Here is a 15403-nt window from a genome sequence, read left to right on the forward strand (position 1 = left end):
GAGTGTGGATCATGAACTTCATTCGTACTCTTTTTCTGATGCTGTGCATGGGCTCTGCCCTGGCACAGCCTGTGGCGCGCAACTTCACCGACGCTGCGCGCGGCCCCACGCCCATCATGGAGACCACCAAGCCTCCGGTGCTGGGCAATGCCATCAATGACGATGTGCGCCGCACACGCAATTACACCTGGCAGCCACCCACCATTCCGCACCGGGTGGACGGCTACCAGGTGGACAAGAACTTCAACAAGTGCATGGATTGCCACTCACGCACCAAGGCGGAGGTTTCGCAGGCGGTGCCGGTGTCAGTGACGCACTACATGGACCGTGACGGCCACATGCTCGGCCAGGTGTCCACGCGCCGCTACTTCTGCATGCAGTGCCATGTGAGCCAGGATGCGGTCCGTCCGCTGGTGAACAACACCTTCATGGATGTGGATGCCCTGATCCTGAAGTCCATGCGGTCACAGTCGGGCGCACAGGCCACCAAGAAAAACTGACGCTGCCTTGTGCAGCACAAGAGAACCATCATGTTGACACTTCTCAAGCGCTACTGGGCGGTCATCCGCCGCCCCAGCGTGCACTTCAGCCTGGGGTTTCTGACCATCGGGGGCTTTATCGGCGGCATCCTGTTCTGGGGTGCCTTCAATACCGCCATGGAGTTCACCAATACCGAGAAATTCTGTACCAGCTGCCATGAAATGCGCGACAACGTGTATGCCGAGCTGAAGAGCACCATCCACTACACCAACCGCTCCGGTGTGCGGGCCGTGTGCTCCAACTGCCATGTGCCGCATGACTGGACCGACAAGATGGCCCGCAAGATGCAGGCCTCCAAGGAGGTGTGGGGCAAGATCTTCGGCACCATTGCCACGCCGGAAAAGTTCCAGGAAAAACGCCTGGAGCTGGCACAGCATGAATGGGCGCGCCTGAAGGCCAATGATTCGCTGGAGTGCCGCAACTGCCACAACTACGACTCCATGGACTTCACCCGCCAGAGCCTGCGTGCGCAGAACATGCACTCCACCTATCTGGCGAACAAGGAGAAGACCTGTATCGACTGCCACAAGGGCATTGCCCATAAGCTGCCGCACATTCCGCCAGGGCAGGGTCCTGGCAACGACACCCCGGGCCAGGTGGTTCCGATGGCCGCCACCCCGGTGGCGCAAGCGAAGTAGCGGGCATGGCAGTGGAATATGCCGCTGCACCGGATCGTTCGGTATCTCTGTCGGTATCGGGTCTGGGATGTCTGCGCGGCGGCAAGGTGCTGTTCCGTGACCTGGGCTTTGACCTGGGGCGCGGGCAGGCACTGGTGGTGAACGGCGCCAACGGCGCGGGCAAGAGCAGCCTGCTGCGCAGTCTGGCGGGATTGCTGCCCTGGCGTGCCGGGCAGCTGCAGTGGTGCGGGCAGACGCTGAAGTCCACGGACGCGGCGTATGCACAAAGCCTGGCCTATCTGGGCCACCACGGCGGCATGAGCGACACCTTGACCGGGCTGGAGAACCTGCGCTTTGCGCTGACCCTGGCGGGCGCGCCCTGGGATGCAGGCCAGGTGCAGCAGGTGCTGCAGCGGCTGGCGCTGCAAGGCGTGGCATCGCGCCCGCTGGGCCGCTTGTCCCAGGGACAGCGGCGCAGGCTGGCTTTGGCGCGGGTGCGGCTCAGCCAGCGGCCGCTGTGGCTGCTGGACGAGCCGGACAACTCGCTGGACGCCGAAGGCTGCCAGCTTCTGGTACAGATGCTGGAGCAGCATCTGGAGTCCGGCGGGCTGGCCGTGGTGGTGAGCCACCGGGGACTGGCGCTTGCGCCACAGCGCACGCAGACCCTTTCATTGTCGGCGGTGGCAGAGCGCAGCCCTTCTCGCCCGGTGCGGGAGGCCGCATCATGCTAGCGGCCGTTTTCTGGCGCGAATTGCGCCTGGCCGCCCGGCGCCCGGCGGATGCCCTGGGCGGGCTGCTGTTCTTCGTGCTGGTGGGCAGTCTGTTTCCCCTGGCGCTGGGGCCGGACGCCAATTTGCTGCAGCAGATCGCACCTGGCGTGATGTGGGTGGCCGCCTTGCTGGCCGTGCTGCTGGGGCAGCACCGTCTGTTTGAAGGCGACTGGGCCGACGGCTCGCTGGAACAGTGGCTGCTGGTGCCCCAGCCGCTGCCCTTGCTGGTGGTGGCCAAGGTGGCAGCACACTGGTTGCTGGGTACGGCGCCTTTGCTGCTGGTGGCACCACTGCTGGGATGGCAGTACGGGCTGGACAGCACCGTGATCGGCGTGCTGCTGGTGTCGCTGGCGCTGGGCACGCCCAGCCTGTATCTGCTGGCGGCCCTTGGGGCCGCGCTGACCCTGGGCCTGCGGGGGCAGCTGCTGCTGGTGCTGGTGGTGCTGCCGCTGTCCATTCCCATCCTGATTTTTGGCAGCCATGCGGTGGCCCAGGCCCAGCAGGGGCTGAGTGCAGCGCCTGCGCTGAACCTGCTGGGCGCCTTTCTGTGCCTGGCCTTGCTGGCAGGGCCCTGGGCCATTGGCGCGGCATTGCGCCTTGCGTTGGAGTGACATGAAAACCTTGCACCCCGTTTCCTCCCAGACGGTGTCTCATCCGGCCCGTACGGCGCCCCGGCGCTGGCGGCAGCTGGCATCGCCGCCGGTCTTCTACCACTGGGCGGGCCGTGTCTGGCCCTGGATGGCGGTGCTGGCCGTCGTGCTGGCGCTGGCCGGTCTGTGGCTGGGCTTTGTGGTGGCCCCCACCGACCACCAGCAGGGCGAGGTCTACCGCATCATCTTTTTGCATGTGCCCGCGGCCTGGATGTCGATGTTCATCTACCTGGTGGCCGCCTTGCATGCGGCCCTGGGCCTGGTCTATGGCACCCGCCTGTCGCCGCTGCTGGCGCGGGCCCTGGCGCCGACGGGTGCGGTGTTCACCGTCATCGCCCTGTGGACCGGTGCCGCCTGGGGCAAGCCCACCTGGGGCGCCTGGTGGGTGTGGGATGCACGCCTCACGTCGGAGCTGATCCTGCTGTTCCTGTACCTGGGCTATCTGGGGGTGGTCTCCGCCATCGAAGACCCGCGCCGTGCGGACAGCGCCGGCGCCATCGTGCTGCTGGCAGGGGTGGTCAACGTGCCCATCATCTATTTTTCGGTGCAGTGGTGGAGCACCCTGCACCAGGGCGCCACCATCCGCATGGATGCCGCGCCCAGCATGACGCACACCATGCTGGCCGGCATGCTGCTGGTGGCACTGGCCTGCTGGGCCTATACGCTGGCCATGGCTCTGGTGCGCACCCGTTGCCTGATTGTCGAACGCGCAGGCGAGGAGCAGCTGTGATGCAGAACCATGTTTTTTTCATTGCCATCGCCTACGGCGTGAGCGCCGTGCTGCTGGCCGCCGAAGTCTGGTCGCTGTGGCGGCGCTGCCGCAGGCAGGCGCTGCATACGGATGGGGAGTTGTCGGAATGAAGCCACGTCAACGGCGGTTGCTGTGGGTGCTGGCGGGCCTGTTGCTGGTGGCCACGGCGGTGACCTTGGTGCTGCGCGCATTGAATGCCAATGTGATGTTTTTCTACAGTCCCACACAGGTGCTGGCCGGGGAGGCACCGCCGTCTGCCGCGTTCCGCCTGGGCGGGCTGGTGGAGTCCGGCTCCCTGCAGCGCAGCCAGGATGGCCTGCAGGTGCGGTTCATGGTGACCGATGGCGCGCAGCGCGTGCCGGTGCAGTACCGGGGCCTGCTGCCGGACCTGTTCCGCGAGGGCAAGGGGGTTGTGGTGTCCGGCAAGCTGCAGGCGGGCGGCGGCTTCCAGGCCCGCGAGGTGCTGGCCAAGCACGATGAAAACTACATGCCGCCCGAAGCCGCGCACGCATTGAAGCAGGCCGCTCCGGCCAAGGAGCAGCCATGATTCCGGAGCTGGGACTGTTTGCGCTGGTGCTGGCGCTGATTGTGGCGGTGGTCCAGGCCGTGGTGCCACTGGCCGGCGCGCACTGGGGCGTGGTGGGCTGGGTGCGTCTGGCGCGGCCTGCGGCCTTGCTGCTGGCGGTGTTGAGCCTGTTGTCGGCCGGCTGCCTGGTCTGGTCTTTCTGGCGGGATGATTTTTCCGTGCTCTATGTGGCGGGCAATTCGCACAGCGCGCTGCCGGTCATCTACAAGCTCACCGCCATGTGGGGCGGGCACGAGGGCTCCATGCTGCTGTGGCAGGTGCTGCTGGCCTGCTGGACCTGGGTGGTGGCATGGCGCAGCCGCCATCTGCCCCCGGCGTTCGTGGCCCGGGTACTGGCGGTGTTGGCCTGGATCAGCGTGGGCCTGCTGCTGTTTCTGCTGTTTCTCTCCAACCCCTTTACCCGCCTGGTGCCCGGTGCGCCGGAAGGCAAGGACCTGAATCCCCTGCTGCAGGACCCCGGCATGGTGCTGCATCCGCCGCTGCTGTACATGGGCTATGTGGGGTTTGCCGTGCCGTTCGCCTTTGCGCTGGCGGCGCTGATTTCGGGGGAGCTGGGGGCCGCCTGGGCGCGCTGGTCCCGGTCGTGGACGCTGGCCGCCTGGGGCTTTCTCACCGTGGGCATTCTGCTGGGCAGTGCCTGGGCGTACTACGTGCTGGGCTGGGGCGGTTGGTGGTTCTGGGACCCGGTGGAAAACGCGTCCTTCATGCCCTGGCTGGTGGGCACCGCGCTGCTGCATTCGCTGATAGTGACGGACCAGCGCGGCGCATTCCGCAGCTGGTCAGCCTTGCTGGCGATTTCGGCGTTCTCGCTGAGCCTGCTGGGCACTTTCCTGGTGCGTTCGGGGGTGTTGACGTCGGTGCACGCCTTTGCCGTCGATCCCGGGCGCGGGCTGTACATCCTGTGCTTCATCGTGGCCGTGGTGGGCAGCTCGTTGTGGCTGTTCGCCTGGAGGGCCCAGGCGCTGGGGCAGGGGGAGGGCCGGTTCGCCATGCTGTCGCGCGAGTCGCTGCTGCTGGTGAACAACGTGCTGTTCAGCGCGGCCGCGCTGGCGGTGTTGATCGGCACGCTGTACCCGCTGGCCTTGGATGTGCTCAGCGGTGAGAAAATTTCGGTGGGGCCGCCGTACTTTGAAGCCGTGTTCGTGCCCCTGGTGCTGCCGGCCCTGCTGTTGATGGCCGTGGGCACGGTGGCACGCTGGAAGCACAGCACTGCGCGGGAACTGTGGGACCGCCTGCGCCTGCCCCTGCTGTGGACCGGCGTCTGCACCGCGGTGCTGGTGCTGGCCGAAGGCTGGCTGGGAGCGCAGGTCTCCGCCGCCACGCTGCTGGGCATGGCGCTGGGGCTGTGGTGCATTCTGGGCACCGCGGGCCACGCCGTGCAGCGTCTGCGCCAGGGGGCGGGCAGTGGCCAGAGCTGGCAGCGTGTGGCGCGCCAGCCCTGGGGCTGGTGGGGCATGCTGGCGGCACACACCGGGGTGGGCATTTTCATTCTGGCGGTGAGCCTGGCCAATGGCATGGAACGCAAGCTGGAAACCGCGCTCGCCCAGGGCGAGTCGGTGGAGCTGGCGGGCTACCACTTCCGCTTTGACAGCCTGGCGCCCGTCGAGGGGCCGAACTACGACGCCCAGCGCGCGCAGTTCAGCGTGCGCACCGAAGGGCAGGCGACAGCGTGGCTGATGTTCCCCGAAAAGCGGGTGTTCCGCGCACAGAGCATGCCGCTGAGCCAGGCGGCCATCGACAGCAGCTGGACGCGGGATGTGTTCCTGGCCCTGGGGGAACCGCTGGATCCCGAAGGCCGTGCCTGGACGGTGCGTCTGCAGATCAAGCCGTTCATGGACTGGATCTGGGTGGGCACCCTGCTGATGGCGCTGGGCGCCGGCCTGAGCCTGCTGGACCGGCGCTTTCGCATGGCACAGCGCAGCCAGCCACGGCCTGCTGTGCAGCCCTTGCAGGAGAGGAGCGCCTGATGCGGTTCATCTTGCCTTTGGCGGCCTTTCTGGCCCTGGCGGTGATGCTGGGCCTGGGCCTGCAGCGCAATCCACGGGACGTGCCATCTGCGCTGGTGGAGCAGGAGGCGCCGGCCATCGAGCGGCCTCTGCTGGAAAAGCCGGAGCAACTGCTGAGCGTGCAGGCGCTGCACGGACAGCCATGGGTGCTGAACGTGTGGGCCTCGTGGTGTGCGCCGTGCCGGCAGGAGCTGCCGGTGCTGCAGGACATGTCGCGTGCCGACCAGGTGCCGGTGTATGGCCTGAACTACAAAGACCAACCAGCCAAGGCCCTGGCGTTGCTCCGCGTGGCGGGCAATCCCTACCTCGCTTCGGCCGTGGATGCGGACGGGCGTGTGGGCATGGACTGGGGCATACAGGGTGTGCCCGAGACGTTTGTGATCGATGGACAGGGGCGGGTGCGCTATCGCCATGCGGGGCCGGTGACGGCCGAGGTCTGGCGCGAGCGCATCCGCCCGGTACTGGAGGCTGTGCGATGAAGATCCGAGCCGTGCTGGGGGCGGGCCTGCTGCTGGTGGCCCTGGCGGTGCATGCCAACCCGGACGAGGCGCTGCAGACCCGGGAAATGGCGCTGGCAGCGCAGCTGCGCTGCGTGGTCTGCCAGAACCAGACCGTGGCCGAGTCGCATGCCCCCATGGCTGCCGACATGCGGCGTGAAATCCGTGTGCAGATGGAGCAGGGCCGCAGCGATGCCGAGGTGGTGGCCTTCTTCGAGCGGCGCTACGGCGCGTTCGTGCGCTACAACCCACCCTGGAAACCGTCCACCTGGCTGCTGTGGGGCGGGCCTTTCGTGGTGGTCATTGCGGGCTTGCTGCTGCTGCGCCGCACCTTGCGGCGGCGCCAGGCGCCACCGCCTGCGCTGTCGGATGCACAGCGCCAGCAGGTGCAGGCGTGGCTGCACCAGTCCGACGGGAAGGAACAGCCATGAACGATGTGCAACTGCTGTGGGTGGGGGTGATCGCCCTGATTCTGCTGAGCCTGGCGGTGTTGCTGCCAGCGCTGCTGGTGGAGGTGGCGCCGGAATCGCTGCCGCGCAGCGACGATGCGCTGCGGCGCCTGTACCAGACGCAGCTGGCCGAGCTGGAGCGCGAACGGGCGGGGGAGCGCCTGAGTGCGGCCGACCATGCCCAGGCGGTGGACGAGCTGCAGGCGCGCCTGCTGGCCGAGCTGGAGCGGCGCACCCCAAAGGCCTTGCGCCGGCACAGCGTGTGGCTGCAGCGCGGCAGCGGCCTGCTGCTGGCGGTGCTGGTGCCCGTGGGGGCGATGCTGCTCTATACCCAGGTGGGCGATCCGCAGGCCGTGGTGCGCCTGGGCCAGGTGCAGGAAAGCGACCACATGGCCCAGGAGGGGCAGGTGCAGGCCATGGTGGCCAGCCTGGCTCACAAGCTGCAGGAGCAGCCACAGAATCTGCCCGGCTGGCTGATGCTGGCGCGTTCCTATGAAACCCTGGAGCGCTACGGCGACGCCGCGCAGGCGTACCAGCAGGCGCTGGAGGAAGCGCGCCGCAGCGGCCAGGATGCCGACATCCAGGCGCGGCTGCTGGCGGAACAAGCCGATGCCCTGGCATCGGCCGCCGGCGGCAGCCTGGAAGGCGCGGCCGGCGCGGCCATTGCCCAGGCCCTGCGGCTGCAGCCCAGCCAGCCCAAGGCCCTGGCCTTGGCCGGCAGTGCCGCAGTGCGGCGCGGCGATATCGCCCTGGCCCGCCAGCATTGGCAGGCCTTGCTGGCGCAGATGGAGCCTGGATCGGACATGGCGATGCGGGTGCAGGACGATCTGCTGAAGCTGGAGGCCTTGCAGGCCGGCCCCGGCCGTTGACACGTACTGGCGGCGCACCGCTGACCGCTGCGGTGGCGGCACCGTCCACCCTGCAGGCTGCAGCACTTGAAAAGGCCCTGGATGCAAGATGCATCCAGGGCCTTTGTACGGTGTCCGCGGTCTTCGGCACGGGGCTGCAACGCGCCGGGGATGGTGTGCAGCGCGCTGCGCAGCGGCCGGTCACGCTGCGCCACCCCAGTGCCAGGATCAGTAGGCGCTGGGCTTGGCGGTCTTGTCCAGCAGGGCGAATTGCGCCGGGTAAAACCTTTCTGCCACATCCAGGTGGGAGCGCACCCGGCCCTTGAGCGCATTGGTGCCAATGTGGCTGAACAGGGGGTTCAGCGGGTCGCTCTCGGGGCCGCGGGCCTGCTGCGCCAGATGGGACGGCAGGTCCAGCAGCGGCACTTCCTGGGCATGCAGGCTGGGCGAGAAAAAATACGCGATCGAGTAACGGCTGACGCCCGAACGGGGGGATTGCACGCGGTGCACATTGGCGCGCAGATAGCCGTTGGTGGCCAGCTCCAGCATTTCGCCGATGTTCACCACAAAGGCGTTTTTGCGCGGGGGCACATCCAGCCAGCCTTGCGGGGTCTGCACCTGCAGCCCGCCCACCTGGTCCTGCAGCAGCAGGGTGAGCAGGCCGCCGTCCTTGTGGGCGCCCACGCCCTGGTCGGACTGGCCTTGGGCCTGGCCGGGGTAGTGGATGATCTTCAGGCGGTTGTTGTGTGGCGGTGCCACCAGCGCGTTCAGGGCCGTGGCGGGCTGCTCCAGTGCCACCAGAAAAGCCTGCAGCAGGCGTTTGGCCACATCGCGCGTGGTGTCCAGCCAGGCCAGGATGTCGCTTTGCAGCTGCGGCAGCTCGGCAGGCCACTGGTTGGGGCCTTGCAGGCCCCACCAGGCGGGCGTGTCGGCGGTTTGCGCCACGGGCTGCAGCTCTTCGCCGAAGTCGATCTGCTCGCGCAGATCGGGTTGCAGACGGGTGATTTCACCGCCCACACCGGTATAGCCCCGGAAATGGCGGGAATGGTGGATGGCGATGCGCTGCTTCACCTCGGGGGGCAGCGCGAAGAACTGGCGGGCCACGGCTTCCAGCCGCTCGATCTGTTCGGGTGCGATGCCATGCCCTTCCAGATAGAAGAAGCCGATGTCGCGTGCAATGCGTGCCAGCCGGGCATGGGCGGGGGTGTGCCGGGCGGAATCGCCCAGCTCCGCCAGGTTGATGACGGGCAGGGAGTCCAGCGGGGTGTCCTGTGAGGACAGCACCTGGGCGGCATTCGGGGACGCGGCGGCGGTGCGGAGGGCTTGTGCGACGGTGCTCATGAAGGCTCCTGGAGAAGGTCAAGGTGGGGTGTGGAGGCAGGCTGGGGCGTGGCGGCCTGCGCCTGGCGCAAGGCCTGCCCCAGGTCGGCCAGCAGGTCGTGCGGGTGTTCGATGCCGATGGACAGGCGCACCAGCCCCGGGGCAATGCCCACCCGGGCCAGCTCGGCATCGGTCAGCAGGTGGTGGGTGGTTTCCGCCGGGATCGCCGCCAGGGATTTGCTGTCGCCGATGTTGACCAGGCGCAGAAACAGCTGCAGCGCGTCATAGAAGCGCTGGGCGGCGGGCCGGCCGCCGTGCAGCTCCAGCGACAGCAGCCCGGGAATGAGGCCGCCGCGCAGGTAATGGCTGGCATGCCCATGGTCGGGGTGGCCGGGGTGGGCCACATGGTGGATGCGCGCCACCTGGGGCTGGGCCTGCAGAAATTCCAGCACGGCCCGGGTGTTGCTGCTGATGCGCTCCATGCGCAGGGCCAGCGTTTCCAGCCCCTGCAGCAGCAAAAAGGCCGAATGTGCCGCCAGCGTGGCACCGGCATTGCGCAGCATGACGGTGCGCGCACGGGCGACCAGAGGGGCATCGGGATAGCGTTCGGTGAATACCACCTGGTGAAAGGCCGGGTCGGGGCGGGTCAGCTGGGGGTAGCGGGCGGAATGGGCCTGCCAGTCGAAACGGCCGCCATCCACAATCAGCCCGCCGATGGCGGTACCGTGGCCTCCGATGTATTTGGTGGCCGAGTGCACCACCACGTCGGCGCCATGCTCCAGCGGACGGATCAGCAGGGGCGTGGCGCTGGTGTTGTCCACCACCACGGCCACGCCCTGCGCGTGGGCCAGTGCGGCAATGGCAGCGATGTCGGCGACATCGCCAGAGGGGTTGCCGACGGATTCCAGAAACACCGCCTTGGTCTGCGGGGTGAAGGCCGCGCGCAGGGCGTCGTGGTCGCCCCGTGCCACCACGGTGCTGGTGATGCCGCGGCCCTGCAGCACATGAACCACCAGGTTGTGGGAGCCGCCATACAGGGCAGAGGCCAGGATCACATGGTCGCCGGCGCGGGCCAGCGTGGCCAGGGTGATGTCGATGGCCGCCATGCCGGAGGCCACGGCCAACGCGGCCGTGCCGCCTTCGAGCTGGGTGATGCGCTGCTCCAGCACCGTCTGCGTGGGGTTGCCGGTCCGGGCGTAGATATGGCCTTCCTGCACCAGGTCGAACAGCTCGGCACCCTGTTGTGCATCTTCAAACAGAAAGGACGTGGTCTGGTAGATGGGCACCGCTGCGCTGCGCTGGTGCTGCAGCCCGTCGTAGCCGGCGTGGAGCACGACGGTGTCGGGCTGCCATGCGGGCGCAGGCACGGGCGGCTGCCGGCCCTGGGCAGGTGTGGCGCTCATGCGGTCTGTGCTTCCTGGGCGGGCGCCGCGGCCGCCGCGGTGGCCTGGGGAGCCGGCGTGGCGCGCACCAGCGTGCCCACCACCTGTTGCGGGTTGCGCAGCAGGTTCAGGATGGGGCAGTTCTTCTCGACCGCCGCGAACAGCTCGTTCAGCTGTGCGTCCGAGGCGCTGGAGGCGACCTGGACTTCGTACTGGATGTTGTGCGGCCAGATGGGGGTGGATTCGTGACCGGGGTGGCCGCCGCGCGGGTCGAGGGTGCCGCGCACATCCACTTCGATGCTGTCCAGCGGCACCTGCAGCAGCGCGGCCTGGATTTCGAAGATGTGGGTCACGCAGGTGCCCAGCACGCCCAGTTGCAGCTCGGGGGAGGAGGGGCCCAGGTTGAAGCCGGCAAAGTCGGAAGGGCTGTCGCTGATGACCTGGTGCTCGCGGATGCGCAGGCGGCGGATGCCGCTGCGGCCTTCGGCCGTGACATGGGCGTGCAGGGCCGTGGCCTGGGCACTGCCGTCGGCAATGCGTTGCAGGCGTGCCAGCACGGCGCGGCGTTTGTGGGACAGATAGTCGTTCAGGCTCATGGTGTGCTCCGTTGGAATGCCGCCATGGTCGGCCAAGCCAGCACGGCGGACTACGAAGCTTTTTGTGTTTGCATATGCGCTTTTTGCTGTGCGGCCACCGCCTGGCGGCGGCGGTGTTTTGCGCATATGGATACACGGTTTCGTTCGTTGCTGCGCTGCGGTCTGCCGTCCTATCGTGCTGGCACTTTTCACAGTTTCCTGGAGGGAGCACATGGATGAATATCTGCCCACGGCGCACAGCACGCCCTGGAACCGCCGCCATTTCCTGGGTGCGGCCGCTGCCGCAGGTGCAGCCGGAGCCGCAGCCCTGCTGCCGCTGGCGGTGCATTCGCAGCCGCGCAAGATCACCCTGGCCTGGAGCCAGGCCAGCTTCTGCCAGGTGCCGGTACCGATTGCGCTGGAGCGCGGCCTGTTCGAGAAGAACGGCCTGCAGGTGGAGGTGCTGAACTGGGGCGGCTCCGCCGACCAGTTGCTGGAAGCGCTGGCCACCGGCAAGGCTGAAGTGGGGGTGGGGCTGATCCACCGCTGGGTCAAGCCGCTGGAAGCCGGGCTGGATGTGAAGATCGTGGGCAGCGTGCACGGCGGCTGCCTGCGTCTGGTGGGGGTCAACGCGGCGGGGGTGACCCGGGATGTGAAGACGCTCAAGGGCAAGGTGATCGGCGTGTCCGACCTGAACAGCCCGGCCAAGCAGTTCTACGGCATCCACCTGGCCAAGCTGGGGCTGGACATCGACAAGGATGTGGAATGGCGCGTCTACCCCGCGGACCTGCTGGACGTGGCGGTGAAGAAGGGCGAGGTCCACGCCATTGCCGATGGCGACCCCAATCTCTACCTGATCGAAAAGCGCAACCCCGGCGTGTTCACGGAACTGGGCAACAGTGCGACCGGGGAATATGCCGAGAAGATCTGCTGCGTGCTGGGCGCTGGCGCCAAGTTCGTGCGCGACGACCGCAAGAGCGCCGCCGCCGTGGTGCGTGCGCTGGCCCAGGCGTCGGACTATGTGGCCGAGAACCCCAACGAGTCCGCCAAGATCTTTGCCAAGTACACGCCCAAGTTCGAGGTGGCCGATCTGCAGCGCCTGATTGCAGAGCTGACATACAAGCACCACCCGCACAACAGCCGCCTGCAGGACGAGGTGCGTGAATTCGCGGCCGATTTCCGTTCCGCCGGCATTCTGAAGAAAAGCACCGATCCGGCACGCTTTGCGCGCCACATCACGCAGGATGTGCTGTCATGAGTGGCACCACCGTGCTTCTGGAACTGGCGCCGCAGGCCGGCGCACCGATCCTGCAGCCCGCCACGCCCACGGCCGCACCTTCGGCCACGGCCACGGCTACCGCCGTGGCTGCGGCTCCGGTCGCCCAGGGCGTCTGGCGGCAGGGTCTGGTGGCGGCCCTGGCCTGGTTGCTGCTGGGCGCACTGACCTGGTGGTGGCCCAACAAGGAAATCGGCTTCAGCGACTGGGCGTACACCACGGAGTTTTCCGTGCTCACCGCTGCAGTGGCCGTGCTGCTGGCCGCGCTGGCCCTGGCGGGGGAGCGCGCCGGTCGGGTGCTGCGCTGGCTGCGGCCGGCTGGAGCCTGGCTGATCGCCGCGCCCGCGCTGCTGGCGGTGTGGGAGGTGCTGACCGCGAAGCTGGGCGTGCTGCCGCCGCCTTTCTTTGCGCCGCCGCAAAGTCTGCTGGAAGTCTACCTGGACGATTCCGCGCGGCTGGGGCTGTCGGTGGCGCATTCGCTGCGGCTGCTGGTGCACGGCATCGTGATCGGCAGCGTGGTGGGCTTTATCACCGGCGTGTGGGTGGGCTGGTCGCGGGTGGCGGGCTACTGGGTGCATCCCCTGCTGCGCTTTCTGGGGCCGGTGCCGGCATCGGCCCTGCTGCCGCTGGCGTTCTTCTTTGCCCCCAGCAGCTACAGCGCTGCGGTGTTCCTGGTGGCTCTGGCCACCTTCTTTCCGGTGGCGGTGCTGACCTGGTCGGGGGTGGCCAATGTCAGCAAGAGCTATTACGACGTGGCCCGCACCCTGGGCGCTTCGGAGTGGTTTCTGGTGCTGCGGGTGGCGATTCCGGCCGCGTTGCCCCAGGTCTTTGTCGGCCTGTTCATGGGACTGGGTGCTTCGTTCTCGGTGCTGATCACGGCCGAAATGATGGGCGTGAAGGCGGGCCTGGGCTGGTATCTGCAGTGGGCCCAGGGGTGGGCCGCATACTCGAACATGTACGGCGCGCTGCTGGTGATGGCGGTGCTGTGCTCGGGCTTGATCACGCTGCTGTTCACCGTGCGTGACCGGCTGCTGGGCTGGCAGAAAGGAACTGTGAAATGGTGAATGTGGCCCATGCAAGCAGCGCGCAGGCGCTGGAGGAGGCGGCTGCATCGGCGGGTGCACAGATCGATATCAGCCAGGTGTCGCACCATTTCCCCCAGCCCGGAGGTGCCCAGCTGCCGGTGCTGGACGATGTCAGCCTGCAGGTGCAGCCGGGCGAGTTTGTGGCCCTGCTGGGGCCCAGCGGCTGTGGCAAGTCCACGCTGCTGCGCCTGGTGGCCGGGCTGGAGCCGCCGCGCAGCGGTCACATCACGCAGGATGGTCAGCCCATCACGCGGCCCGATCCTTCGCGCATCGTCGTCTTCCAGGACCCGACGCTGTTTCCCTGGCGTACGGTGCGCGACAACGTGGCCCTGGGGCTGCAGGCGCGCAAAGTCCCCAAGGCACAGCATGCGCGGGTGGACGAGGCGCTGGCGCTGGTGGGATTGTCCGAGTTTGCGGACAGCTACCCGCACCAGCTCTCGGGCGGCATGGCCCAGCGTGCGGCGCTGGCGCGCGCCCTGGTCAACGAGCCGCAACTGCTGGTGCTGGATGAGCCGCTGGGCAAGCTGGATTCGCTGACCCGGCTGACCATGCAGGCCGAGCTGCTGAAGCTGTGGCAGCGCGCAGGCTTTTCGGTGCTGCTGGTGACACACGATGTGGAAGAGGCCTTGTTCCTGGCCAACCGGGTGGTGGTCTTCTCCGACCGTCCGGCACGCACCGTGGCGGAGCTGGCCGTGGATCTGCCCTATCCGCGCCACCGCACGCAGGCACGCTTTGTGGAGTTACGCCAGCAGGCGCTGCGCCATCTGGGACTGGGTGATGCGACCTGATGCCTGAGCGGATTGCGGATGCGCCCTGGCTGTTCTGGCTGCTGGAGGCGGTGCACCGGTGCCAGCTGGGCCTGCTGCGGCTGTGGCATGCGCTGGGTCTGAGTGGCGAGGTGGACGGGCAGCCTGCCTGGCCCTGGGCACAGCGCCTGGCAGGCGAGCGCCTGCTGCAGGACCTGGGCCAGGCACGCCAGCTGGTCTGGAGCCTGGCGGCCGTGGCCGCCGTGCTGCTGCTGGTGGGCACCGCAGTGCTGTGGCGGCGCGGCCGGCCCTGGCTGCTGGCCGGGGCCTTGCTGGCCCTGGTGCTGGCGCCCTGGCCGCAGCGCCAGGTGGTGCTGGCCTCGGCGGCACCTGCCAGCTTTCACCGCAACCCTTTGCCGTTTTCCGATGCGGCGATTGTGCAGGGCGCGGCGCTCTACCAGCGCATGTGCGTGCACTGCCATGGCGCCGCAGGCAATGGGCAGGGGCCGGATGCGGCGGAGCAGCCGGTCTGGCCGCCCAGTTTTGCCGGCCCGCTGCTGTGGCGCCGTGCCGAAGGGGATCTGCTGCAGGCGGTGCGCCATGGCTTGCACGACGCGCAGGGGCGCACGACCATGCCCGGCTTTGCTGCGCAGCTGTCGGTCCCGGAGAGCTGGGCGCTGCTGCATTTTCTGCGTGCCCAGGCGGCGGGGCAGTTGCTGCGCGCCACGGGCAACTGGGCCCAGCCCATAGCCTTGCCCGATATGCCGCTGCGCTGCCACCGTCCGGACAAGCTGCAGGTGCGCGACTGGCAGGGCCAGCGCCTGCGGGTGGTCAGCAGCGCGCGTGTGCAGGAGGTGGCGCCAGACCCGCGCATGGTGACGCTGTGGCTGCCCCAGCCCGGGCAGGACGCTGCGCAGCTGCCCGAGCAGGTGGATTGCGTCGTCACTTCCGGCGCGACCGCGCTGCAGGCGCTGGGCTGGATCAATGCGGGCGAATCCGTGCGCGAGGTGCAGTTGCTGGCGGACAAGGCCGGCTGGCTGCGTGCGCGCAACGGACGCGGCATGGAAAGCTGGAGCGACGACGACCTACTGTGCCGCACCACCGATGCGCCGGCCACCGCTGGGGCACTGTCGGAGGAAGACGGGCTGACCCGCATTCTGCGGCGTATGGATGCCGAGCCGCTGGGCTATGTCCAAGGCGGGCAGGTGCACGGCGGGCGCTGAACGCGGCCCACGCTCCGCAGGCCACGGACGCATTGCCTTCAGATGAAAAAGCAGTCCTGCATGGCCGCAGGACTGCTTTTTT

18 protein-coding genes are annotated in these 15403 nt (G+C 68.1%); 15 read left to right on the forward strand and 3 right to left on the reverse strand.

The genetic code is table 11. From position 1 onward, the window contains the following. The first annotated feature begins 11 nt into the window (after positions 1 to 11). The 11 genes from B3349_RS20230 to ccmI are packed head-to-tail and all read left to right on the forward strand — an operon-like array spanning position 12 to position 7735. Positions 12 to 500, forward strand: a complete 489-nt coding sequence (locus tag B3349_RS20230; RefSeq protein WP_414646949.1) for a nitrate reductase cytochrome c-type subunit — start codon at positions 12 to 14, stop codon at positions 498 to 500. A gap of 30 nt (positions 501 to 530) precedes the next feature. After that, complete coding sequence (locus tag B3349_RS20235; RefSeq protein ID WP_291591474.1) at positions 531 to 1178, forward strand: cytochrome c3 family protein; 648 nt, start codon at positions 531 to 533, stop codon at positions 1176 to 1178. A 5-nt stretch (positions 1179 to 1183) separates the two neighbouring features. Beyond that, positions 1184 to 1888, forward strand: a complete 705-nt coding sequence (gene ccmA, locus B3349_RS20240) for a cytochrome c biogenesis heme-transporting ATPase CcmA (protein WP_291591475.1) — start codon at positions 1184 to 1186, stop codon at positions 1886 to 1888. Beyond that, positions 1882 to 2538, forward strand: a complete 657-nt coding sequence (ccmB, locus tag B3349_RS20245; RefSeq protein WP_291591477.1) for a heme exporter protein CcmB — start codon at positions 1882 to 1884, stop codon at positions 2536 to 2538. Before ccmA ends, ccmB begins: the two co-directional genes overlap by 7 nt. A gap of 1 nt (position 2539) precedes the next feature. Next, positions 2540 to 3307: a heme ABC transporter permease CcmC gene (ccmC, locus tag B3349_RS20250; RefSeq protein ID WP_291591478.1), complete on the forward strand. Its 768-nt coding sequence runs from the start codon at positions 2540 to 2542 to the stop codon at positions 3305 to 3307. Further along, a complete protein-coding gene (gene ccmD, locus B3349_RS20255; protein WP_291591479.1) occupies positions 3307 to 3438 on the forward strand; it encodes a heme exporter protein CcmD in 132 nt (43 codons plus the stop codon). Before ccmC ends, ccmD begins: the two co-directional genes overlap by 1 nt. Continuing rightward, complete coding sequence (ccmE, locus tag B3349_RS20260; protein WP_291591481.1) at positions 3435 to 3875, forward strand: cytochrome c maturation protein CcmE; 441 nt, start codon at positions 3435 to 3437, stop codon at positions 3873 to 3875. The genes ccmD and ccmE overlap by 4 nt, the downstream gene beginning before the upstream one ends. Continuing rightward, positions 3872 to 5881, forward strand: coding sequence for a heme lyase CcmF/NrfE family subunit (locus tag B3349_RS20265; RefSeq protein ID WP_291591482.1), 2010 nt, complete (start codon positions 3872 to 3874; stop codon positions 5879 to 5881). Before ccmE ends, B3349_RS20265 begins: the two co-directional genes overlap by 4 nt. Further along, the gene (locus tag B3349_RS20270) at positions 5881 to 6399 is read left to right on the forward strand and encodes a DsbE family thiol:disulfide interchange protein (RefSeq protein ID WP_291591483.1); all 519 of its coding nucleotides are present in this window, start codon (positions 5881 to 5883) and stop codon (positions 6397 to 6399) included. The genes B3349_RS20265 and B3349_RS20270 overlap by 1 nt, the downstream gene beginning before the upstream one ends. Further along, positions 6396 to 6848, forward strand: coding sequence for a cytochrome c-type biogenesis protein (locus tag B3349_RS20275; RefSeq protein ID WP_291591484.1), 453 nt, complete (start codon positions 6396 to 6398; stop codon positions 6846 to 6848). Before B3349_RS20270 ends, B3349_RS20275 begins: the two co-directional genes overlap by 4 nt. Beyond that, positions 6845 to 7735 (forward strand): c-type cytochrome biogenesis protein CcmI, encoded by an 891-nt coding sequence (gene ccmI / locus B3349_RS20280; RefSeq protein ID WP_291591485.1) that lies wholly within the window; start codon positions 6845 to 6847, stop codon positions 7733 to 7735. Before B3349_RS20275 ends, ccmI begins: the two co-directional genes overlap by 4 nt. 207 nt (positions 7736 to 7942) lie before the next feature. Here ccmI and B3349_RS20285 read toward each other — a convergent pair whose 3' ends face one another. From B3349_RS20285 to B3349_RS20295, 3 genes are read right to left on the reverse strand one after another with little or no spacing between them, the layout of a single operon-like run. Beyond that, on the reverse strand, positions 7943 to 9055 hold the full coding sequence (locus B3349_RS20285) for an isopenicillin N synthase family dioxygenase (RefSeq protein WP_291591486.1): 1113 nt from the start codon (positions 9053 to 9055) through the stop codon (positions 7943 to 7945). Further along, positions 9052 to 10437, reverse strand: coding sequence for an O-acetylhomoserine aminocarboxypropyltransferase/cysteine synthase family protein (locus B3349_RS20290; protein ID WP_291591487.1), 1386 nt, complete (start codon positions 10435 to 10437; stop codon positions 9052 to 9054). Before B3349_RS20290 ends, B3349_RS20285 begins: the two co-directional genes overlap by 4 nt. Continuing rightward, the gene (locus tag B3349_RS20295) at positions 10434 to 11012 is read right to left on the reverse strand and encodes an OsmC family protein (protein WP_291591489.1); all 579 of its coding nucleotides are present in this window, start codon (positions 11010 to 11012) and stop codon (positions 10434 to 10436) included. The genes B3349_RS20290 and B3349_RS20295 overlap by 4 nt, the downstream gene beginning before the upstream one ends. A gap of 211 nt (positions 11013 to 11223) precedes the next feature. On the opposite strand from B3349_RS20295, the gene B3349_RS20300 reads away from it, so the two are divergent. The 4 genes from B3349_RS20300 to B3349_RS20315 are packed head-to-tail and all read left to right on the forward strand — an operon-like array spanning position 11224 to position 15321. Continuing rightward, on the forward strand, positions 11224 to 12249 hold the full coding sequence (locus B3349_RS20300; RefSeq protein ID WP_291591490.1) for an ABC transporter substrate-binding protein: 1026 nt from the start codon (positions 11224 to 11226) through the stop codon (positions 12247 to 12249). Further along, positions 12246 to 13331, forward strand: a complete 1086-nt coding sequence (locus tag B3349_RS20305; protein WP_291591491.1) for an ABC transporter permease — start codon at positions 12246 to 12248, stop codon at positions 13329 to 13331. Before B3349_RS20300 ends, B3349_RS20305 begins: the two co-directional genes overlap by 4 nt. Further along, complete coding sequence (locus B3349_RS20310) at positions 13325 to 14140, forward strand: ABC transporter ATP-binding protein (protein ID WP_291591493.1); 816 nt, start codon at positions 13325 to 13327, stop codon at positions 14138 to 14140. Before B3349_RS20305 ends, B3349_RS20310 begins: the two co-directional genes overlap by 7 nt. Continuing rightward, entirely contained in the window at positions 14140 to 15321 is a 1182-nt protein-coding gene (locus B3349_RS20315; RefSeq protein WP_291591494.1) for a c-type cytochrome, read from the forward strand. The genes B3349_RS20310 and B3349_RS20315 overlap by 1 nt, the downstream gene beginning before the upstream one ends. The last annotated feature ends 82 nt before the right edge of the window (positions 15322 to 15403 follow it).

Source organism: Comamonas sp. UBA7528 (genome assembly GCF_002479375.1).
Taxonomy (GTDB): Bacteria; Pseudomonadota; Gammaproteobacteria; order Burkholderiales; family Burkholderiaceae_C; genus Comamonas.